The sequence below is a fragment of the Kitasatospora sp. NPDC097643 genome, assembly GCF_040302625.1.
Lineage (GTDB): Bacteria > Actinomycetota > Actinomycetes > Streptomycetales > Streptomycetaceae > Kitasatospora.
Genome location: NZ_JBEOSA010000031.1, coordinates 55,638 through 77,194, shown reverse-complemented (window position 1 = coordinate 77,194; position 21,557 = coordinate 55,638). Strand labels below are relative to the sequence as shown.

Sequence of the window (21,557 nt, the reverse complement as noted above, 5' to 3'; positions counted from 1 at the left end):
GAAGCAGTGCGCCGCCGTTGCCGCCGTCTCTCCCGCGTCGCGGTACGAGGTGATCCTGGTGTCCCCGTCCTCCCGGTGCCCGCTGCGCGGCCGGCACCGGAGGAGTGCGACGACCGTCTGAGCTCGGAAATGCCCTGTCGTCACAGGGCGGGTTCCCGTACGAACCACGGCCATCCGACGTGTCGTCGGCCAAATCGCGCGCCCCCCTTCGAACCTGCGGAACACCTTCCGAAAGGCACCGGGCCATGCGCACCGACACCACCACCAGCACCACCGCCACGACCACCGCGACCGCCATCGCCGCCGTCCGCAACCTCGGCATCCTCGCCCACGTCGACGCCGGGAAGACCACCGTCACCGAGCGGGTCCTCTACCTCACCGGCACCACCCACAAGCGCGGCGAGGTCCACGACGGCACCACCGTCACCGACTTCGACCCGCAGGAACGCGACCGCGGCATCACCATCTTCGCCGCCGCCGTCAGCTGCGCCTGGGACGGGCACCGGATCAACCTGATCGACACCCCCGGCCACGTCGACTTCGCCGACGAGGTCGAGCGTTCGCTGCGCGTGCTGGACGGCGCGGTGGCGGTGTTCGACGCGGTCGCCGGCGTCGAGCCGCAGAGCGAGTCGGTGTGGAGGCAGGCCGAACGGCACGGCGTGCCCAGGATCGCCTTCGTCAACAAGCTGGACCGCGCGGGCGCCGACCTGGACCAGGCCGTCGCCTCCATCCGCGAGCGACTGCACCCGCACCCGCTGGCCGTGCAGCTGCCGATCGGCGCCGAGGACACCTTCACCGGCGTCGTCGACCTGCTCACCCTGCGCGCCCTGACCTGGGACGACGACGGCCTGCACGAGGGCCCGGTGCCCGAGCGCCTCGCCGAGGAGGCCGGGCGCCGGCGCCGCGCGCTGGAGGAGGCGGTCGCCGAACTGCACCCCGGCGCCCTGGAGGAGTTCTGTTCGACCGGCGGCCTCACCGCCGCCACCCTCGCCGCCGCCCTGCGGGAGCTGACCCGCAGCGGCGAGGCGGTGGTGGTGCTGTGCGGCTCGGCCTACCGCAACCGCGGCATCGAACCGCTCCTGGACGCCGCCGTCGCCTACCTGCCCTCCCCGCTCGACGTCCCGCCCGTCCGAGCGGCCGACGGCACCGGCGAGCAGCGCGCCGCCGACCCCGACCAGCCCTTCACCGCCCTGGCGTTCAAGGTGAACGCCGCCACCACCGGACGCCTCACCTACCTGCGCGTCTACGCCGGCACCCTGCGAAAGGGGGACACCGTGCTCGACACCACCACCGGCCGCACCGAACGCGTCTCCCGCATCCTGCGCGTGATGGCCGACCGCCACAGCGAGAGCGACCACGCCCTGGCCGGGGACATCGTCGCCGTGATCGGCCTCAAGGCCGCCCGCGTCGGCGCCACCCTGTGCGCACCCGGCGCCCCGATCCTGCTGGAGGCCCCGGTCAGCGCCGAACCCGTCGTCACCGTCGCCATCGAGGCCCGCCGCACCACCGACACCGACAAGCTGGCCGCCGCGCTCGCCCGCCTCGCCGAGGAGGACCCGTCGCTACGGGTCGCCACCGACCCCGAGACCGGCCAGCGCACCCTGTCGGGCCTGGGCGAACTGCACCTGGAGGTCGCGGTGGAGAAGATCCGCCGCGAGCACGGCATCGACGCCGTCGTCGGCCGCCCGCAGGTCGCCCTGCGCGAGAGCCTGGTCGAAGGCGTGTCCGGCTTCGTCTACCGGCACGCCAAACAGGACGGCGGCGCCGGCCAGTTCGCCCACCTCGTCCTCGACGTCCAGCCCCTGGACGGCCCCGAGGACGGCTCCGACCACGGCCCCGAGGACGGCCCCGAGGGCGGCGACCGATCCGACGACGACACCGGCACCGAAGGGGGCTTCGTGTTCACCTCCACCGTCACCGGCGGACGCGTCCCGCGCGAGTACGTGCAGGCCGTCGAGGCCGGCTGCCGCGACGCCCTCACCGAGGGCCCGCTCGGCGGCCACCCCGTCACCGGCGTGCGCGTCACCCTCACCGACGGCGCCACCCACGTCAAGGACTCCTCCGAGCTCGCCTTCCGCACCGCCGCCCGCCTGGGCCTGCGCGAGGCGCTGCGCGCGGGACGGCTGCAACTGCTGGAACCCCTGGCACAGGTGACGGTCACCGTCCCCGAGGACGCGCTGGGCACCGTCCTCGGCGACCTCGCCGCCCGCCGCGGCCACGTCCAGGCCACCACCAGCGACGCCCGCACCGGCGCCGCCACCGCCCAGGTCACCGCACTCGTGCCGCTGGCCGAACTCTTCGGCTACGCGACCCGCCTGCGCTCGCGCACCCAGGGCCGCGGCACCTTCACCACCCGCCCCGCCGGCTACGCCCCGGCCCCGACGGCCTGACCCGCCCCCGCCCGCCCCCGCCCGCCCGGCGGGGGCGGGCACCCGGGCACCCGGGCACCCCCAAAGCCGCAGCGGCCGCACGAGCGTGCCGCACCCGGTGGTGGGCCCGGCCCGGACCTGAACCGCGGGCACCCGGACGTCATCCGCAGCCCGTAGGCTGGGCCGGGCCGCCACGAGCACAGACCATCACCAGTGCCCACAAAAGCGGACAAACGGCATTCGGAAAGCGGAACAGGGACGGGTCAGGGGCATGCAGTTCGACGACGAGGGCGACCTCGACACCTCTCAGGTGGACGACCGGCGCGGGATCCCCGGCGGGAAGGTCGCCATCGGCGGCGGCGCGGTGGGCCTGGTCGCGGTGCTGTTCGCCGTCCTCCTCGGCGTCGACCCGGCCCTGCTGGGCCTGTCCTCCGGCAGCTCCGGCAGCTCCGCCGGCAAGGGCGCCGGCACCGGCGCCCGCCCCGCCGGCGACGTCCAGCAGGCCTGCAAGAGCGGCGCGGACGCCAACAAGCGCCAGGACTGCCGGATCGTGGCGGTCACCAACAGCCTCCAGGACTTCTGGCGCACCGAACTGCCCAAACGCACCAGGACCGCCTACCGCAACGCCGAGACCGTCCTGTTCACCGGCCAGGTCTCCACCGCCTGCGGCGCCGCGACCTCCGCCGTCGGCCCCTTCTACTGCCCCGCGGACCAGAAGGCCTACCTCGACCTCGGGTTCTACAACGAGCTGTCCAGCCGCTTCGGCGCCAAGGGCGGCCCCTTCGCCGAGTCCTACGTCCTCGCCCACGAGTACGGCCACCACATCCAGAACCTCACCGGCACCATGCAGAAGGTCGGCTCCGACCGCCAGGGCGCCAACAGCGCCTCCGTGAAGCTCGAACTCCAGGCCGACTGCTACGCCGGGGTCTGGGCGCACCACGCCACCACCACCCCGCAGCCCTCCACCGGCCGCCCGCTGATCGCCTCCCTCACCGACCAGGACATCGCCCAGGGCCTGGACGCGGCCGCCGCCGTCGGCGACGACCGCATCCAGCAGCAGGCCACCGGGAAGGTCAACCCCGACAGCTGGACCCACGGCTCCTCCGAGCAACGCAAGAGCTGGTTCACCACCGGCTACCGCACCGGCGACCTCGCCCAGTGCGACACCTTCGCCAAGCCATGAGGCCAGCGGGGTGAGGCCTGAGGCGTGAGGGGCAAGGGGGAAGGCCCGGCCCGGCGGCGGGACCCTGTCAGATGTCAGGGACCGCCGCCGCCACCGCGTTCCTAGGCTGCTGAGCACCGACCCGCACCCCCGTGCCGGGCCCGCTGACACACCAGCCGTACGTGCTGGCCAAGGGAGACGAACCCCATGCGCAGGATCACCCACGTCGCCGCCGCCCTCGCCCTCGCGGCCGCCGCCCTGACCACCCTGACCGCCGGCAGCGCCGGCGCCGCCGACGGCTCCTGGGCGAACTGCCCCTACGGCGCCGTCTGCGTCTACCCGCAGAACCAGGACCCGGCGGCCAGCCCCAGCGCCGTCTACTGGAGCTACGGCGCCCACAACCTGAGCAACCAGTACGGCAACCACTGGGTCCTCAACAACCAGTCCGGCGGCGCCCACGCCCACCTGTGCCGCGGCTCCGGCGGCGCGGACTGCGTCTACGACATCGCCGCCCAGCACGGCGTCTGGTACGACCTGGGGCCGATCAACTCCATCACCCTCGACCGCCCCTGACGAACCGTCACAACCGCCACAACCGTCACAGCCACGGTTGCCCGCCGCGCGGGGGGCGGCGGGCAACCACACGACCTCAGGCGCCCCAGGCGGTGACCGCGAAACCCGGCCCCTCGCTGCGCACCCGCACCGCCCCCGCCCCCGCGAAGTGCGCCGGCACCACCAACTCCCGCTCCGCCACCGCCCGCTGGAGCACCCGCAGCCGGCTGGCCGCCGCCTGCGCCGGATCCGTGCAGAAGCAGCTGCTGCACGACGGGTGCGCCAACTGCACCGGCGAGTGCAGCAGATCACCCACGAACACCGCCCGCTCCCCGCGCGAGTGGACCCGCAGCACGGACGAACCCGGCGTGTGCCCGGGCGCCGCCTCCAGCTCCAGCGCCCCGTCCAGACGCAGCGACCCCTCCCACTCCACCGCCTGCCCCGACGCCACCACCGGCGCCACACTGTCGGCGAACATCTGGTCCCACTGCGCCCACATCGCCGCCGCCGCCCCGCCGCCCGCCCGGGCCGCCGCCCGCGCCGGGTGCCCGGCCGCCGGGTCGAAGAACGCCCGGTCCGCGGCCGGCAGGTAGTACACCGCATTCGGGAACGTCGGCACCCAACTCCCGTCCTGATCCCGGGTGTTCCACCCGACGTGGTCGGCGTGCAGATGGGTGTTGACCACCACGTCCACGTCCTCGGGCCGCACCCCCGCGGCCGCCAGGAGCTCCAGGAACTGCCCCTCGCGCCGGTGGAACAGCGGGGTCACCGGCCGTTCCCGCCCGTTGCCCACCCCGGTGTCCACCAGGATCGTCCGCCCGCCGCTGCGCACCACCCAGGTCTGCAGGGCGGCGAGGTAGTCCCCGGTGACCGGGTCGAGGTGGTCGGGTGCCAGCCACGGCCGGGCCTGCTGCCAGCCCTGCTCGTCGACGCCCGGCACGATCGCCGAGGCCGGCCCGAACGCCCCCTGCCACTCCACCACCCGCGTGAGCTCCACGTCCCCCAGCACGATCCTGTCCATCGTGTCCACGGCCCCTGCCCCCGTTCCGTCCTGTTTCGTTCGATTCATGACGTTTGCTTCGTTTCGTCCGGTCCGTGCGTTCCCCGGCTCCGGCGTGTCACCGAGCCTAGGAACGCGGCGTGAGCCGTTCAATGCGCCGACGGCTCACCGCGATACGCGTACGGCTCACAGCGGGCGGGGTCGGGGTCGGGGGGCGCTTTACGATGGCCGGATGGACGTGGTCAGCGACGCGATCGCCGCCGTACGCAGCGGGCGGCCCTCCTCCAACCGGCTGCGGGTGGCCGGACGCTGGGGCGCGCGGCTGCCCGCCTACGCGGGCGCGGGCTTCCACGTGGTGCTCGCCGGCTCCTGCTGGCTGATGCTCGACGACGGCAAGAGCGGCGGCGGGGGTGGTGGCAAGGGCGGCGGCGAGCCGGTGCGGCTGGAGCCGGGGGACGCGGTGCTGCTGCCGCACGGCGCCGGACACGCCCTGGCCGGCGAGCCGCTGACGGCACGTCAGGTCGCGCTGCTGCCCGAGCTGGACACCCTCCTGGCGCCCGGGCGGGCCCCCGTCCGGCCGGTGGGTGGGACGGCGGGGCAGGCGGAGGGCGCGGTGGAGGGGGCGGCGGAGCTGCTGTGCGGCAAGTACCGCCTGGACCACCGCCGCGGCCACCCGCTGATGCGTGAGCTGCCCGCCCTCGTCCACCTGCCCACCCGCTCCGGTGAACACCCCGAACTGGCCGCCGCCGTCGGCCTGTTGGGCGCCGAACTGGCCGGCGAGCGACCCGGCGGCGCACTGGCCGTGCCCGGGCTGATCGACCTGCTGCTGGTCTACCTGGTGCGGGCCTGGACCACCCGCCGCGGCGCCGACGGCTGGGGCGCGGCGCTGGCGGACCCGGTGGTGGCGGCCGCGCTGGCCGCCGTGCACGAGGACCCGGCCCGGGCCTGGACCGCGGGCGCGCTGGCCGAGCAGGCCGGTGTCTCCCGCGCCACCCTCACCCGCCGCTTCACCGCCCTCGCCGGCCGCCCCCCGATGGCCTACCTCACCTGGTGGCGGATGACGAGGGCGGCCGCCCTGCTGCGCGAGAGCGCCGACCCGCTGGAGACGGTCGCCCGCCGGGTCGGCTACGCCAGCCCGTACGCGCTCTCGCACGCCTTCGCCCGCGAGTTCGGCACCACCCCCGGCCGCTACCGCGCCGCCCGCGCCGCGGCCTGAACCGCGCGTATCGCGCGTATCTCCCGCACCGCGCAGTCGGGCCGCCCGCGTTCGCTACGTGCTCGAAGCGCCGTGCTGTCGCACCACCTGACGCAAACCTGACATGCCGTCATGTGGATCACTTCTTGAACGGTGCCCCCACCGACCCCCACCAGCCCCCGCTGTCACCTGCCACCACCCTCGCGTTTGTAGGTTCCTCCAGGTTTCGATCTCCAGCAAGCGTTCACAAAGATAACGAACTGAGCCAGATCTCGTCCCTCTTGGTTTTACTTATTGACGACATGTGCGCGTGCAGGTTTAACTCCCCACACCCCGCCGCAGAGTCGCGGCGACCTCTGGGAGGCACCCCCTTATGAACGCAACGCTGCGCCGCGCCGTCATCGCCGCCACCGGCATCTCGCTCGCCCTGTCCATGGCCGCCTGCGGCAAGGCCGGCGGCGACAAGGACTCCGCCGCCGGCGGCGACGGCAAGTCGATCGGTCTGCTGCTGCCCGAGAACGCCTCGTCCACCCGTTACGAGTCGTTCGACAAGCCCTTCATCGAGGCCAAGGTCAAGGCCCTGTGCGCGGACTGCAAGGTCCTCTACAACAACGCCGAGGGCAGCGCCGCCAAGCAGAAGCAGCAGTTCGACACCCTCATCGCCCAGGGCGTGAAGGTGATCGTGCTCGACGCCTACGACGCCAAGTCCACCCAGGGCTGGGTCCAGGAGGCCGCCGCCAAGGGCGTCAAGGTCGTCGCCTACGACCGCCTGGCCACCGGCCCGGTCGCCGCCTACGTCTCCTTCGACAACGAGAAGGTCGGCGAACTCCAGGGCCAGGCCCTGCTGGACGCCCTCGGCGCGCAGTCCGCCGACGCCAACATCGTCATGATCAACGGCGACGAGGCCGACCCCAACGCCGCCCAGTTCAAGGCCGGCGCGCACAAGGTCCTCGACGGCAAGGTCAAGAAGATCGTCTACGAGCAGTCCGGTGAGTGGAAGCCCACCGTCGCCGGCCAGAAGATCGGCGCCGCCGTCACCCAGTTCGGCAAGACCGGCTTCCAGGGCGTCTACTCCGCCAACGACGGCATGGCCGGCGCCATCATCACCCAGCTCCAGGGCGCCGGCATCAAGGTCCCCGTCGGCGGCCAGGACGCCGGCCTCGACGCCGTCCAGCGCCTCGTCACCGGCGACCAGGCCTACACCATCTACAAGGCCTACCGCCCGCTGGCCGACAACGCCGCCGAACTGGCCGTCGACCTCCTCCAGGGCAAGGACGTCAAGACCGTCGCCACCGCCAGCGCCGACAGCGCCACCGACAAGGGCATCCCGGCCAAGCTCCTGGACGCCAAGGTCGTCACCAAGGACAACATCGCCGCCACCGTCGTCGCCGACGGCCTCTACAAGGTCGCCGACATCTGCACCGCCGACTACGCCGCCGCCTGCGCCACCGCCGGCCTCAAGTAGCCCGCGCCACCGCCGGCCTCACGCCGCCACCGGCTCCGAGCAGCCCGCCGCCGGGCCCACGCGGCCCACGCCGCCGGGCCCACGCCGCCGGGCCCACGTCGCCGGGCCCACGTCGCCGGGCCCACGTCGCCGGGCCCGGGGCCGCCGGGCCCGCGCACCGGCCGGCACCACGGTCGAAAGACCCCACGCACCCCACCCCTAGAAGAAGGTTCATGTGACAGGCGCGCCCGTCCTCCAGCTGCGCTCGGTCTCCAAGCGCTTCGGTGCCGTCCAAGCCCTCACCGACGTCGACCTCACCGTCCACGCGGGCGAGGTCGTCGCCCTCGTCGGCGACAACGGCGCCGGCAAGTCCACCCTCGTCAAGACCATCGCGGGCGTCCACCCCGTCGACGAGGGCGTCATCACCTGGCACGGCAACCCGGTGCGCCTGACCCGTCCCCAGGACGCCACGGCCCTCGGCATCGCGACCGTCTACCAGGACCTCGCCCTGTGCGACAACCTCGACGTCATCGCCAACCTGTTCCTCGGCCACGAGAAGCGCCGCAGCGGCCTCCTCGACGAGGTCGCCATGGAACAGAAGGCCCGCGAACTCCTCGACACCCTCGCCATCCGCATCCCCGACGTGCGCACCCCCGTCGCCGCCCTCTCCGGAGGCCAGCGCCAGGTCGTCGCCATCGCCCGCGCCCTGGTCGGCGACCCGGCCGTCGTCATCCTCGACGAGCCCACCGCCGCCCTCGGCGTCGAACAGACCGCCCAGGTCCTCGACCTCGTCGAACGCCTGCGCCAGCGCGGCCTCGGCGTCATCCTCATCAGCCACAACATGGCCGACGTGCGCGCCGTCGCCGACACCGTCGCCGTGCTGCGCCTGGGCCGCAACAACGGCGTCTTCCCCGTCGCCGAAGCCACCCAGGAACAGATCGTCTCCGCCATCACCGGCGCCACCGACAACGCCGTGACCCGCCGCCAGGCCCGCCTCGCCGAGGAGGAGGACGCCGCATGACCACTCCCACCACCCCCGCCGACGCCACCCCCGCCCAGGCCCCCGTGCCCGCGCCGCCGGCCGTCGACCCCCGCCTGCACACCCAGGCCGCCGGCATCGCCGGCTACCTGGACACCGCCCGCCGCCGCCTGGCCGCCGGCGAACTCGGCTCCCTGCCCGTCGTCGTCGGCCTCGTCCTGATCGCCGTCATCTTCCAGTCCGTCACCGGCCACTTCCTCCAGGCCGACAACCTCACCAACATCGCCCGCTACATCGCCGGCCCCGGCCTGATCGCGGTGGGCGTCGTCTTCGTCCTCCTCCTCGGCGAGATCGACCTCTCCCTCGGCTCCGTCGCCGGCACCAGCGCCGCCATCGCCTCCGTCCTCGCCGCACGCCAGGGCGTCAACGAATGGCTCGCCGTCGCCGCCGCCCTCGCCGCCGCCTGCGCCATGGGCGCCCTGCACGGCTTCTTCTTCGCCCGCATCGGCGTGCCCGCCCTCATCGTCACCCTCGCCGGCATGCTCGCCTGGAGCGGTCTGCAGGACTACGTCCTCGGCCACCTCGGCACCGTCAACAACCGCCACGACGGCCTCATCGCCACCCTCGACACCGCCTTCCTCGGCGACGGCGACATCATCTACGCCTGGGCCCTCGCGATCCTCGCCCCCGCCCTCTACCTCGCCGCCCAACTGCGCACCGCCCAGCGCCGCCGCGCCGCCGGCCTCACCGCCCGCGCCACCGGCGACATCGCCCTGCGCACCGGCGCCCTGGCCGTCCTCGCCCTGCCGCTGGCCTACGCCCTCAACCAGGACCGCGGCCTGCCCCTGCCCCTGGTCGTCCTGCTCGGCGTCGTCGTCCTCACCGACTTCGTCCTGCGCCGCACCCCCTACGGGCGCCAGGTGTTCGCGGTCGGCGGCGGCGTCGAGGCCGCCCGGCGCGCCGGCATCAACGTCGCCTGGGTCCGGATCTCCGTCTACATGATCTCCGCGACCCTGGCCGCGCTCGGCGGCCTGTTCATCGCCTCCCAGCAGGGCTCGGCCGACAAGCAGCTCGGCGGCGGCAACGTCCTGATGTGCGCGATCGCCGCGGCCGTCATCGGCGGCACCAGCCTGTTCGGCGGACGCGGCAAGACCTGGTCGGCGCTGCTGGGCATCCTGGTCATCCAGTCCATCACCACCGGACTCGACATGGTCCACGCCGCCCAGGCCATCCAGTACATGATCACCGGCGCGGTGCTGCTGGCCGCCGTCGTCCTGGACTCCGTCTCCCGCCGCACCCGCGCCTCCGCGGCCCGCACCTGAGGCCTGCGCGTGCCTGATGGTGCGCGCACCTGAACCCCGTGCGGCCCCCGGGCCCGCACGGCCCTCAGACCCCCCGGCTCTGAGGCACCCCGGCCCGTCCCCGCCACCCGGCGGGGGCGGGCCGGTGCCGTTCACGTCCCGGTGCCGTTCACGTCCCGGTGCCGTTCACATCCTGGTGCCGTTCACATCCCGGTGTCGTTACGCCGTGCCGCCTTCGGCCAGTTCGGCGAGGTCGGCGGCGATGCCCGGCAGCGGGGCGCGCTCACCGGTGGAGGCGAACCAGTCCCACAACTCCAGCGCGTGGTACAGCCGGTAGAGCGCGAGCAGGTCCTCCAGCTCCCCGGCGGCGACCGGCAGCGGCCCGTAACCGGCCAGCAGCGCCTCGCGTTTGAGCGCGTCGCCGCGCACCGCGTAGTAGTCGGTCTTGGCGAGGTCCAGCACCGGGTCCGCGGCCACCGCGTTCTCCACGTCCACCACCCCGCTCACCCGCCAGCCCCGCGACCCCCGCACCACCAGCACATTGCCCTCGTGCAGGTCGTTGTGGCACAGCACCGGCGCCCGGCCGTGGTCCAGCAGCGCCCCGCGGCGCGCCACGAACGCGCCGAGCGCCCGGCCCAGTGACGCCTCGCCGCCCAGCTCCGCGAACTCGGCCAGCTTGCGGGCGAACTGGCGGCGCATGTAGGTGCCGTTGTCGGGCACCGGGTCCAGCACCCGGGTGGTCACGTAGCCGAAGCCGTCCAGCCGCAGCCGGTGCGCCGTGGCCAGCGCCGCGCCCACGCTGCGGTACAGCGCCCGGGTCCGGTCCGGGCCGGGCGCGGGCGAGGCCTCGGACAGCGGCACACCCGGCAGCAGGCCCAGCACGGTCGCCGCCCGCCCGCCCGGGCCGCCGTCGCCCGTGTGGTGCAGCACCGCCGGCCCCGGCCAGCCGTCCACGCCCGCCAGCAGGCCGTGCACGTAGACCTCCTTGGCCTGCTTCCACCGCCACTGCTCGGCGTACACCTTCACCACCGCCGCGTGCGCGGGATCGGCGCACCGCACCTCGTACACCGCGCTCAACTGCCCACCGCTGCGCGGCAGTACGTCCATCACTTCGGCGTCCGGGTGCGCCGCCCGCAGCAGGGCGGCAGCGGTCGCCAGGGTCAGGGCGGGGGAGTCGGGAGGTGTGGTCACGGCCGCATGGTAGAAGCCTGCCCACCGCCCGGGCGAACGGATTTGACGCCACCTCAGGCGCGGCGGCGTGGCCCGGCCCGGGCGTACCGGGCGGCGGCCTCAGTGCCGCGCCCCGCGGTCGGCGCGGTCCGCGCGGGATCGGTCGGTGCGGGCACGGGCGCGGGCGGAACGCCGGACCGCGCACCGGACGGCGAGGGCGCGCCGGGCCTCGTACCCGAGGCCGTCGACGGCGAGCACCCCCAGCGGAACCGCGAGCAGGCCCTGCGTCACCGCAGTCACCGGCAGGCCCGCCCACCAGAACCCGGCCGTCGCCGCGGCGGACAGCGCCGCGCCGCCCACGAACGCCGCCTTCAGCCGGTCCGGCCCCCGCCGTACGGGCGCCGGCCGGCCCTGCGCGGCCCAGCCGCGCATCCCCTCGGCCAGCCACGCCCACGCCACCGCGCCCACCACCACCCCCGCCAGGACGAGCGCGCACACCACGTCGACCGCCCACGCCACCCACACCGTCATCCGCCCATCCTCCCGCATCGCCACCCACGCCCGCCCGGCCACCTACCGCACATCGGAAGACACTGATGCACCGTCAATCCAGTTGTCGTCATGGCAGGATGAGCCCCGTGGAGCCACCGTTGTTCGGGCCGGGGCTGCGGGAGCGCCTCGGTACCCCGTGCCGTTCGCACCGGATCCCCAGCAGCCCGCGCTCGCGGGTGTGGCGGTCGCAGCTGTCCGGTGCGCCCGTCGTGATCAAGCAGCTCGTCGACGGCCCCGACGCGGCCGACCGCTACGCCCGCGAGGTCGCCGCCCTCACCCTCGCCTCCCGCCTCGACCCGCCCGTCGTGCCCAGGCTGCTGGACACCGACGCCGACGAACGCCTACTGGTCCTCGAGCACTTGGAGCACCGCCCGCCCGCCGAGGACTGGACCGTGCACTACGCGACCGCGCTGGCCCGCCTGCACGCCGCCACCGCCGACGGCTCGGTCGAGGGCTCGGTCGACGGGCGGCCCGAGGTGCGTGCCCTGCCCGTCTGGTCCCCGCCGAAGCGCCGCGACGCCGACTCCTTCCTCGCCCTGGCCCGCGCCCTCGGCGTCCCGGTGCCCGCCGCCGTCGACGCCGAACTCGACGCCCTGCTGGAACGCCTGGCCCACGCCCCGGGCCGGGCCCTGCTGCACGGCGACCCCTGCCCCGGCAACGACCTGCACACCGCGGGCGGCGTGCGGTTCATCGACTTCGAGCAGGCCTCGCTCGGCAGCCCCCTGGTCGAACTCGCCTACCTGCGCATCGGCTTCCCCACCTGCTGGTGCGTCACCGCCCCCGCCCCCGCCCTGCTCGCCCGGGCCGAGACGGCCTACCGGGAGGCCTGGCGCGCCGCCACCGGCACCGACCTGCCCGCGCAGGGCCTCGGCGACGCCTGCGCCGGCTGGCTGCTGCGCGGCGACGCCCTGGTGGAACGGGCCCTGCGCGACGGCACCGACCACCTGGCCGCCGTCCCGGCCCGGGACTGGACCTGGGGCACGGTGACGGCCCGCCAACGCCTCGCCCACCGCCTGGCCGCCGTCGCCACCACCGCCCGCACCACCGGCGAACCCGGCCCCGCCCTGGGCGAGCTCGCCACCACCATGCGCACCGCGATGCTCACCCACTGGCCCGCCCTACGGCCCCCGCCCCGGCGGCGCCCCTGACGCGCGCCGGCCGGGTCGACGGGTCGGCCCGCCGTTCGCCAACCGGCACTGGCGGGCGTGGTGTTGTGCGCATCGTGGTGCTCGCCCGCCGGCCCGCCCTGCTGCTGCCCTGACGCGCCGCACACCGCCCCCACCTCCACCCGTCTGGCCTCCTGACCCTGACCGAGCTGCCGACCTCCCCTCCACCTCACCTGGCCCCTCACCCCCGGCCACGGCCCGAGGTGGAGTGGGAAGTCGGCCGCCCCGACTTTCCACTCCACCCGGTGGGTCAGGCGCGGGTCAGGCGCCGAAGGTGACCTGGTCGACCGTCCAGAACGCGCTGTTGGTGCCGGTGTAGCGGAACTGGAGGCGTGCGGTGGTGGCGCCGGCGGGCACGGTGACCGGCAGCTGCTCGACGGTGTTGACGTCCGCGCGGTAGGACTTGACGAGCTGCGGGGTGCCGGAGTCGAACACCACGTACACGTCGCCGGTCTGCGGGCCGTCCACCTTGTAGTTCGTCGCGAAGGACAGCGTGGCGCGGCTCAGGCCGGCGACCGGGTAGGCGGGGCTGATCAGGGTGGAGTCGAACTGGCCGGCGCCGTGCGCCTTGTCGTCCCACTCGTCGGAGTCGGCGACCGCGAAGACGTTGCGGGCGCGCACGTTGGTCTCGCGGGACTGGCCGAGCTGGGTGGCGGTCCAGAACTCGTCGGTGGCGAACGCCCAGCCGCGCCACTCGCTCACGCCGCCGCTGGGCATCCGGGAGTTGTCGATGCTCCAGCCGGCCGGCGGGGTGTGCGTGAAGCCCTTGACGCTCGCGCCGATGCCGCTCTCGTCGACGCGGGTCTGCAGGGCGGGGCGCAGCGCGTCGAAGGCGTCCGGGACGATCTCGTCGATCGGCCGGCCGTCGAGGTGCCAGGCGGGGTCGACGGCGGCGCCCTCGTGCTTGAGGACGGTGGGGGCGAGGTCGACCGCCTTGACGTCGTAGCGCCGCGAGCCGGGGGTGTGGCCGGTGCCGTCGGCGATCAGGAAGGTCTGCCGCTCGGCGGCGCTGTTGCCGCCGTGGCCGCCGGCGTCGGTGTGGCCGTGGTCGGTGGTGACGAGGATCAGCCAGTCCTCCGAGCCGTAGGTGGGGCGGGAGGTGACGGCCTGCACGACCTGGCCGACCAGCGCGTCGACGCCGTGGATGGCGGCCGCGTACTGGGTGCTGGCGCCGCCGAAGCTGTGACCGGCCTCGTCGACCTCGTCGAAGTGCAGGAACGTCGCGTCCGGGTTGCCGTGGGCGAGGTAGTCGGCGGCGTCGGCGGCGGTCTTGGCGTCGTCCTCGTTCTCGGCGGTGCGCACGTCCGCCGTGCCGTTGAAGACGTTGGCGGTGATCGGGTTCCAGGAGCCGAGGACCAGCGTGGAGGTGGCGGGGTCGGCGTTCTCCAGGCGGGTGGCGAAGTCCGGGTACTGGTCGAAGCGGGCGCCGGCGAAGGTGTTGTCCTTCACCAGGTGCTTGTCGGGCCACACTCCGGTGGCGATGGTCGACCAGCCGGGGCCGGACAGGGTGGGCGCCATCGGGTTGGCGTACAGGTTGCTGGTGGCGGTCATGCCGGCGGCCATCAGCGCCTTGAGGTGCGGGGCGTCCGCGGTCAGCAGCTTGTCGTAGCGGGTGCCGTCGATGCCGATGACCAGGGTCTTGGCCTGCTTGACGCCGTCCGGCAGGCCCTTGTACGGGCCGCCGGCGGCACTGGCCGCACCGGCCGAGCCGGCCGTACCGGTCGTACCGGCCGCATCGGCGGTGGGGGCGGTGACGGCCTGGACGGGCAGCAGGACCGCGGTGACGGCGGCGGTGGCGACGGCGGTCCGCAGCGAGCGGGAGAAGCGCACGGGGGCTCCCAGAGGGGGGGTGAGGAAGGAGGCGGTGCGGTGCGGTGGCACCGCACAGGAGGATCCGCGCGGCGGGCGAGGCCAGGCTCTCCCCGAATCCACGGTTGTATGAACAACTGCCGAAATTCAGTCCAGACCGGTTATCAATCCGTGACCTTCGGCCGGTCCGCGGTCCCGCTCGATAGGGTGCACCGGTGAACCACGGCACCCCCCGGGCCCACCTCGCCCCCGCCCGCTCCGGCGTCCCCGAACACGGCCGGGTGCCCAAGTACTACCTGGTCAAAGCCCAACTCGAAGACCTCATCACCGAGTTGGGACCCGGCGGGCGGCTTCCCACCGAAGCCGAACTCGCCGAACGCCACGGCGTCGCCCGGGCCACCCTGCGCCAGGCCCTGCGCGAACTCCTCCTCGAAGGACGCCTGCGCCGCCGGGGCCGCGGCACCGTCGTCGCCGGGCCCAAGATCGAGCAGCCGCTCGCCCTCGCCAGCTACACCGAAGGCGTCACCCGCCAGGGCCTGCGCCCCGGCCGCACCCTCATCGCCCTCGACCGGCTGCCCGCCGACGCCGTCCTCGCCGAACGCCTCGGCATCGACCAGGGCCGGCCCCTCTGGCACCTGGAACGCGTCCTGCGCGCCGACGAGGAACGCGTCGGCCTCGAATCCACCTACGTCCCCGTCGCCCGCGTCCCCGACCTGGAGCGCGACTTCGACCCCGAAGGCTCCTTCTGCGGCTACCTGCGCGAGCGCGGCGTCCACCTCGGCGGCGCCGAGGAACGCATCGAGACCGTCCTCGCCACCCCCCGCGAGGCCCTGCTCATCGGCACCCCGCCCGCCCTGCCGATGCTGCTGCTGCACCGCCGCTCCCGCGACGCCGCCGGCCGCCCCCTCGAACAGGTCCGCACCCTCTACCGCGGCGACCGCTTCAGCTTCACGCTCGACCTGCACGCCCCCACCGCCGAGTAGCCGGCCCCGGTGCTTCAGACGCTTCAGGCGCCTGAGGTGCTTGAGTTGCTGAGGAGTTCGGCGAACCGCTCCAGGGCCGCCCCGATGCGCTCCCGGTCCCCGGTGGTGGTCAGGTCGAACAGCAGACCCCGCACGACGGCCATCACCAGCGTCGGGGTGGCGGTGTCGTCCGGGCCCGTCGTCACGTCGGCGAACAAGGCACCCAGCGTCTCGAACCAGTCCGTGACCGCCCCGGCCTGGTCCGGATAGTTCTCCGGATGCGCCAGCAGATCGGCGTGCACCTCGAAGAACAGCCGCACGAACGGGGCCCGCTCCGGCGCGCTCATCCACACCCAGATCCCGCGCAGCCGCTGCGCCGGTGAGGCCGCCTGCGAGGCCGGCCGCGACACCGGCGACGCCGGTCCGCAGGCCAGCCGTGCCGCGCCCCGGCGCCGGGCCTCGGCGAGGACGGCGGCCACCAGCTCCTGCTTGCTGCCGAAGTCGTAGAGCAGCATCCGCGGGCTGGTGTCGAGGGCCGCGGCCAGCGGTCGGAGGCTCAGCCCGGCCAGGCCGTGCGCCAGCACGTAGTCGGTCGCCCGGGCGAGCGTGCGCTCGCGCCGTCCGGCATCCGGCGGCCGTCCCATGGCGCATCGTCCCTTCGGTGGCGCGGATCTGAGGCTGTGCCAGTATATGACACACCTGTTTCAACAAAGGGGGGCACACCATGACCAGCACCGAACCGCGGGCCACCGAACCGCAGGCCACCGCACTGCCGGCCACTGCACTGCCGTCGACCGGCCGCGCACTCGTCCTCGGCCCCGGCGGCTACGCCGGCACCGCGTGGACCGCAGGCCTGGTGGCCGGCCTGCGCGAGGCCGGCATCGACCTCGCCGACGCCGACCTGATCGTCGGCACCTCCGGCGGCGCCATCGTCGGCGCCCTCCTCGCCACCGGCCAGGACCCCCGCCGCCTCGCCGACCCCCTTCCCGCCGACGCCCTTCCCGCCGGGCCGACTCGCGCGACCGCGCCCCGCAGGCCCGACCCGGCGCTCACCGGCGCCGTCCACGCCGTCCTGGGTGACCGCACCCTGACCCCGCAGGAGGCCCGACGCCGCGTCGGCCGCCTCGCCCTGGACGCCGCCGACCCCCACGACCCGCGCACCCACGAGGCCCAGCAGACCCTGCTCGCCCACCGCCGCGCCCTGATCGGCGCCGACACCTGGCCCCGGCGCCGCCTGCTGCTCACCGCCGTCCAGGCCGAGACCGGCGAACCCGCCGTCTGGGACCGCACCAGCGGCGTCCCCCTCGTCCACGCCGTCGCCGCCAGCAGCGCCTTCCCCGGCGTGGAACCGCCCGTCGCCGTCGACGGCCACCACTACCTCGACGGCGCCCTGCGCGCCGGCGTCAACGCCGACCTCGCCACCGGCGCCCGCACCCTCGTCGTCATCGCCCCCCTGGCCCACCGCTTCCCCCGCGAGGAACTCGACCGCCAACTCGCCGCCACCGGCGCCCCCATCACGATCGCCGTCACCCCCGACCCCGCCTCCATCACCGCCCTCGACGCCCCACCCCACGACCCCACCACCTGGCCCACCGCCTACCTCGCCGGCCACCGCCAAGCCACCCACACCGCCCCCCACCTCCACCCCACCTGGCCCTGACCCCCACCCCGGCACCCGCACCCTCCCTCCCGCTCGTCCTTGTGGCGGGCGGTGGCGCGCGGCGGGAGTGGGAAGTCGGCGGGCTCGACTTCCCACTCCACTGGCAGCTTCCTTCCCCGTACGTCCTTCCCGCCCCTTCGCCGCCACGGGGCCTTGCCCGCCCGCCCCTTCGCCGCCACGGGGCGTGGTGGGAGTGGGAAGTCGACAGGTCCGACTTCCCACTCCAGTGCCCGCAACCTCCCTGCCGCCGGCCTTTGTTGCGGGCGGCGCTCCTGCCCTGGGAGGTCGGGGCGGGGGAGTGGGAAGTCGACGGGTTCGACTTCCTGTTCCGCCGGCCGCCTCCCCCCGGCTGACCGGGGGATGGCCGGGTGCGGGAGGTCGGCGGGTCCGACTTCCCACTCCAGTGCCCGCAACCTCCCCGCCGCCGGCCTTTGTTACGGGCGGTGCTCCTGCCCTGGGGGTCGGGGCGCGGGAGCGGGAAGTCGGCGGGGCCGACTTCCTGCTCCGGGGGTGCGGAGGCGGGGCGGGCGGCTGCGGGTGGGTGCTTGGGTCAGGGGTGCCTCCGGGTTGGGATCAGGGACAGTCCGGAGGTGGTGGGGCTGCTGGGGGCCGTAGTGTCGGCGCGGCGGGTGGGCGATCCCTCCCGACCGGGTTCCCGTGGAGAAGGCGAGAGAGTGTTCCGGATCAGGACAGCAGCGTCAGGCGTCGGCACGGCGGGCACGGGGGAGGGGGAGATGGTCAGCCTCACCGGCGTGCACAAGGCGTACGGACGGCACGACCGCCGGGTCACCGCGCTGGACGGGGTCGACCTGTCCTTCCGCGCCGGCACCTTCACCGCCGTCATGGGCCCCTCGGGCTCGGGCAAGTCGACGCTGCTGCAGTGCGCGGCGGGCCTGGACCGCGTCGACGCCGGGCAGGTCCTGCTCGACGGCACGCCGCTGCACCAACTCTCCGAACGCGCCCTGACCGAGCTGCGCCGCGAGCAGATGGGCTTCGTCTTCCAGTCCTTCAACCTGATCCCGGCCCTGACCGCCCGCCAGAACGTGGAGCTGCCGCTGCGCCTGTCCGGGCGCGCGATCGACGCGGCGGCGATCGACCGCGGGCTGGCCGAGGTCGGCCTCGCCGAGCGCGGCGGGCACCGGCCCGCCGAACTGTCCGGCGGCCAGCAGCAGCGGGTCGCCATCGCCCGCGCACTGGTGACCAGGCCCAAGGTGGTCTTTGCGGACGAGCCGACCGGCGCACTGGACTCGCGCACCGCGCGCGAGGTCCTGGCGCTGCTGCGCGACGTCGTCGAGCAGCACGGCCAGACAGTGATCATGGTGACGCACGACCCGGTGGCCGCCTCCTACGCGCAGCGGGCGGTGTTCCTCGCCGACGGCCGGGTGGTCGGCGACCTGGCCGAACCGACCGCCGAGGCCGTGGCCCTGCGGCTGACCGCCCTGGAACCCGCCGGGCAAGAGAGCAGGGCGGCCGCGAACGGCGCCGCCACGAACGGCGCGCAGCCGTGCTGAAGATCGCCGCAGCCACCCTGCGCCACCGCCTGACCGGCTTCGCCGGCGCCTTCCTCGCCCTCACACTCGGCACCGCGATGATCGGCATGATGACCCTGACCCTCGCGGCCACCTTCGGCACGCCGCACCCGGGCCCGCAACGGTTCAAGGAGGTCAAGGAGACCCAGGCCGTCCTCGCACCGCAGGGCTTCGACGGGCAGCCGATGAAGGCCCCCGCCGTCCTGCCGCCCGACGTCGTCGCCCAGGCGAGCGCCACCGGACACGCCACCCCCGACCGCAGCTTCCCCGTCCGACTCACCTCCCGCCCGGGGGACCTGACCGGCCACCCCTGGACCTCCGCCGCCTACGCCGGCTACCGCCTGCTGGCCGGCCACGCACCCCAGGCCACCGACGAGATCGCCCTCGCCGGCGCCCCCGAGGAACTGATCGGACACCAGAGCGACGTCACCACCAACGACGGCACCGCCCACTACCGGGTCGTCGGCGTCACCGACACGCGCTGGTTCGAGAACGCGGTCTTCTTCACCCCCGCCGAAGCCCAGCGCCTGTCACCCGGCGTCAACGCACTCGTCACCGACCGCCCCGCACCGCACCAGCCACCCGCACCCGCCGACGGCCGCACCGTACTCCTCACCGGCGACGACCTCACCCGCATCGACCCCGACCCCACCGGCGGCGCCCAGGCCCTGGCCAACGCCCAGGCCATGGCCGGCAGCACCACCGGACTCGCCGCATGCGTCGCGGTGTTCGTCGTCATCGCGACCTTCGCCTTCGCCACCGAACAACGCCGCCGCGAACTGGCCCTGCTGCGCCTGGTCGGCGCATCCCCCCGGCAACTGCGGCGCATGGTGCTCGGCGAGGCCCTGCTGATCGGAGTGGCCGCGGCCGCCGCCGGCTGCCTGCTCGCACCGCCCGCCACCCTGCCGCTGCACACCTGGATGCTCGACCACCAGGTGGCCCCGCCCTGGTTCACCATCCCCCTCACCCTCCCCTCCACCGTCCTGCCGCTGCTGCTCTCCTTCGCCATCGGCGTCACCGCCGCCCTGGCCGGCTCGGCCGCCACCCTGGTCCGCGTCTCGCTGATCCGCCCGATCGAGGCACTGCGCGAGAGCGCGCTGGAACGCCGCCCCATGACACCGGTCCGCTGGCTGCTCGGCGCCGCGATGCTGGCCGGCGCCGTCGCCACCGGAATCTTCGTCGCCCGCACCGAGCCCCACCTCGCGGCCAGCGCCCGCAAGTACCAGGCGGTCCCGCTCCTGTACGTCGGCGCGCTCACCCTGCTCGCCCCCGTCCTGCTGCGCCCGGTCACCCACCTGCTGACCAGGCCGCTGCGTAGATCCGCCAAGGCCGGGCCGCTGCTGGTGCGGGAGAACATCCTCACCTCCCGGCGTCGCACCGCCGCCACGGTGACGCCGATCGTGGTGGCCGTCGGGCTGGTCGCCGCCCTGCTGACGATGCAGGAGTCCGGCGACGCCGCGCTGCTCGCCCGTCAGCAGCAGGAGATCCACGCGGCGGACGTGGTCGTGCCCGGCGGCGGCCAGGGGGCCGGCGGCGGGCCGGGGATCGACGGGCTGACGCTCGCCCGCCTGGCGGCCGTGCCCGGGATCCGGGTCACCCCGGTCACCTCGCTGAACATCCGCATCGGCACCACCGCCGGCGACCAGATCGACTCGCTGAGCACGAAGGCGGTGCCGGCGGCGGCCCTGGGCACCGTCGTCACACCGCCGGTGGTCTCCGGCTCGCTCGCCTCGCCGCCCGGGAACTTCCTGGTCATCGACGAGCACGCGGCCCAGTCCGACGGCCTGGCGGCCGGAGACCGGGTGGTCACCCTGCTGCCGACCGGCGAAAAGGTCCCGACCGTCATCGCGGCGGTCATCGCACACGGCCTCAACGGCGACGACACCTACCTGTCCTCGGCGCTGACCGGCGCGCTGACGCCCGGCCGGGTCTACCTCGACTCCGCCACGGGCGCGGGCACGCCGCTCGACGCGCAGCAGACGGCCGCCGTGCAGCGGGCACTGGCCGGCTCCGGCGCACACCTGGTGACCTACGACGCCCAGCTCGCGGCCGAACGCGCCAAGGCCGCGCAGCAGACCGACAACGCCGCGGTGGTCATCCTGGGGATCGCACTGGCCTACGCGCTGATCGCGGTCGCCAACACCCTGATCATGGCGATGGCCGGGCGGCGGCGGGAGTTCGCCCTGCTCACCCTCGCCGGCGCGGTGCGCGGCCAGATCGTGAAGGTGGCCGCCGCCGAGTCGGCGGTGGCGGTGGTCGTCGCCACCGTGCTCGCCGCCGTGGCGACCGCGCTGGCCGCCCTGACCCAGCACGCCTCACTGGGCCGCCTCGTGGCCGGCGCGCCGATGGTGGTCCCGTGGACGCGGATCGCGGAGACCGTCGTATTGTGCGCCTTCGTCACCGCGGCCACCGCGTGGGCCGCGACCGACCGTGCGACCCGCCGCCGGGCGGTCGAGGCCGCAGGCACCCGCGAGTAGCGGGGCTGCGGCCACCGCGTGGGCCTGTGGCGGGAGTTGCGGACGAGGGCCGCGTTCAGGACGGTGAGGAGGACGCAGGCCGACGTCGGCAGGGTCGAGCGGACGGCCAGGGCGGTTTCGCCGCCCGGGGCGGGCCGCCGTCAGAACGAGCGGAAGACGCCCTCGGGGTCGCTGCGCGCCGACCGCATCGTTGCGCGGTCGGCGAGGAAGGACGACGCTCAGGTCCTCGT

The 21,557-nt window shown here is 74.6% G+C and carries 17 protein-coding genes; 12 read left to right on the top strand and 5 right to left on the bottom strand.

Features of this window, described 5'->3' with window-relative positions; genetic code table 11:
- The first annotated feature begins 245 nt into the window (after nt 1-245).
- The 3 genes from ABTY15_RS21010 to ABTY15_RS21000 all read left to right on the top strand — a co-directional run bounded on the left by ABTY15_RS21010 (nt 246) and on the right by ABTY15_RS21000 (nt 4,104).
- Nucleotides 246-2,390: an elongation factor G gene (locus ABTY15_RS21010; protein ID WP_350594779.1), complete on the top strand. Its 2,145-nt coding sequence runs from the start codon at nt 246-248 to the stop codon at nt 2,388-2,390.
- Between the two features lie 250 nt (nt 2,391-2,640).
- Complete coding sequence (gene ypfJ, locus ABTY15_RS21005; RefSeq protein WP_350594773.1) at nt 2,641-3,552, top strand: KPN_02809 family neutral zinc metallopeptidase; 912 nt, start codon at nt 2,641-2,643, stop codon at nt 3,550-3,552.
- Nucleotides 3,553-3,738: 186 nt separating this feature from the next.
- Nucleotides 3,739-4,104, top strand: a complete 366-nt coding sequence (locus tag ABTY15_RS21000; RefSeq protein ID WP_350594768.1) for a hypothetical protein — start codon at nt 3,739-3,741, stop codon at nt 4,102-4,104.
- Between the two features lie 76 nt (nt 4,105-4,180).
- Here the strand turns inward: ABTY15_RS21000 and ABTY15_RS20995 are convergent, their stop codons facing one another.
- The gene (locus ABTY15_RS20995; RefSeq protein ID WP_350594763.1) at nt 4,181-5,104 is read right to left on the bottom strand and encodes an MBL fold metallo-hydrolase; all 924 of its coding nucleotides are present in this window, start codon (nt 5,102-5,104) and stop codon (nt 4,181-4,183) included.
- 211 nt (nt 5,105-5,315) lie between these two features.
- Here ABTY15_RS20995 and ABTY15_RS20990 point away from each other — a divergent pair, with 211 nt between their 5' ends.
- The 4 genes from ABTY15_RS20990 to ABTY15_RS20975 all read left to right on the top strand — a co-directional run bounded on the left by ABTY15_RS20990 (nt 5,316) and on the right by ABTY15_RS20975 (nt 10,023).
- Nucleotides 5,316-6,299, top strand: a complete 984-nt coding sequence (locus ABTY15_RS20990) for an AraC family transcriptional regulator (protein WP_350594757.1) — start codon at nt 5,316-5,318, stop codon at nt 6,297-6,299.
- A 352-nt stretch (nt 6,300-6,651) separates the two neighbouring features.
- Complete coding sequence (locus ABTY15_RS20985; RefSeq protein WP_350594749.1) at nt 6,652-7,743, top strand: sugar ABC transporter substrate-binding protein; 1,092 nt, start codon at nt 6,652-6,654, stop codon at nt 7,741-7,743.
- 214 nt (nt 7,744-7,957) lie between these two features.
- Nucleotides 7,958-8,743: an ATP-binding cassette domain-containing protein gene (locus ABTY15_RS20980; RefSeq protein WP_350594740.1), complete on the top strand. Its 786-nt coding sequence runs from the start codon at nt 7,958-7,960 to the stop codon at nt 8,741-8,743.
- Nucleotides 8,740-10,023, top strand: a complete 1,284-nt coding sequence (locus ABTY15_RS20975; RefSeq protein ID WP_350594728.1) for a sugar ABC transporter permease — start codon at nt 8,740-8,742, stop codon at nt 10,021-10,023. Before ABTY15_RS20980 ends, ABTY15_RS20975 begins: the two co-directional genes overlap by 4 nt.
- A gap of 198 nt (nt 10,024-10,221) precedes the next feature.
- On the opposite strand, the gene ABTY15_RS20970 is transcribed toward ABTY15_RS20975, so the two are convergent.
- Complete coding sequence (locus tag ABTY15_RS20970; RefSeq protein WP_350594722.1) at nt 10,222-11,193, bottom strand: phosphotransferase family protein; 972 nt, start codon at nt 11,191-11,193, stop codon at nt 10,222-10,224.
- Nucleotides 11,194-11,292: 99 nt separating this feature from the next.
- Nucleotides 11,293-11,703 carry a hypothetical protein gene (locus ABTY15_RS20965; RefSeq protein ID WP_350594715.1) on the bottom strand — a complete coding sequence of 137 codons (411 nt, stop codon included), beginning with the start codon at nt 11,701-11,703 and terminating at the stop codon, nt 11,293-11,295.
- A 98-nt stretch (nt 11,704-11,801) separates the two neighbouring features.
- Here ABTY15_RS20965 and ABTY15_RS20960 point away from each other — a divergent pair, with 98 nt between their 5' ends.
- Nucleotides 11,802-12,872 carry a phosphotransferase family protein gene (locus tag ABTY15_RS20960; protein ID WP_350594710.1) on the top strand — a complete coding sequence of 357 codons (1,071 nt, stop codon included), beginning with the start codon at nt 11,802-11,804 and terminating at the stop codon, nt 12,870-12,872.
- 279 nt (nt 12,873-13,151) lie between these two features.
- Here ABTY15_RS20960 and ABTY15_RS20955 read toward each other — a convergent pair whose 3' ends face one another.
- Entirely contained in the window at nt 13,152-14,720 is a 1,569-nt protein-coding gene (locus tag ABTY15_RS20955) for an alkaline phosphatase family protein (protein WP_350594702.1), read from the bottom strand.
- A 194-nt stretch (nt 14,721-14,914) separates the two neighbouring features.
- On the opposite strand from ABTY15_RS20955, the gene ABTY15_RS20950 reads away from it, so the two are divergent.
- Nucleotides 14,915-15,682 (top strand): GntR family transcriptional regulator, encoded by a 768-nt coding sequence (locus tag ABTY15_RS20950; RefSeq protein ID WP_350594692.1) that lies wholly within the window; start codon nt 14,915-14,917, stop codon nt 15,680-15,682.
- A gap of 23 nt (nt 15,683-15,705) precedes the next feature.
- On the opposite strand, the gene ABTY15_RS20945 is transcribed toward ABTY15_RS20950, so the two are convergent.
- Nucleotides 15,706-16,305, bottom strand: a complete 600-nt coding sequence (locus tag ABTY15_RS20945; protein WP_350594679.1) for a TetR/AcrR family transcriptional regulator — start codon at nt 16,303-16,305, stop codon at nt 15,706-15,708.
- Nucleotides 16,306-16,385: 80 nt separating this feature from the next.
- Here ABTY15_RS20945 and ABTY15_RS20940 point away from each other — a divergent pair, with 80 nt between their 5' ends.
- The 3 genes from ABTY15_RS20940 (at nt 16,386) to ABTY15_RS20930 (ending at nt 21,327) form a co-directional block, all read left to right on the top strand.
- Entirely contained in the window at nt 16,386-17,321 is a 936-nt protein-coding gene (locus ABTY15_RS20940) for a patatin-like phospholipase family protein (protein WP_350594670.1), read from the top strand.
- Nucleotides 17,322-18,055: 734 nt separating this feature from the next.
- Nucleotides 18,056-18,832 (top strand): ABC transporter ATP-binding protein, encoded by a 777-nt coding sequence (locus tag ABTY15_RS20935; RefSeq protein WP_350594664.1) that lies wholly within the window; start codon nt 18,056-18,058, stop codon nt 18,830-18,832.
- Nucleotides 18,826-21,327 carry an FtsX-like permease family protein gene (locus ABTY15_RS20930; protein WP_350594653.1) on the top strand — a complete coding sequence of 834 codons (2,502 nt, stop codon included), beginning with the start codon at nt 18,826-18,828 and terminating at the stop codon, nt 21,325-21,327. Before ABTY15_RS20935 ends, ABTY15_RS20930 begins: the two co-directional genes overlap by 7 nt.
- Nucleotides 21,328-21,557 lie beyond the last annotated feature (230 nt).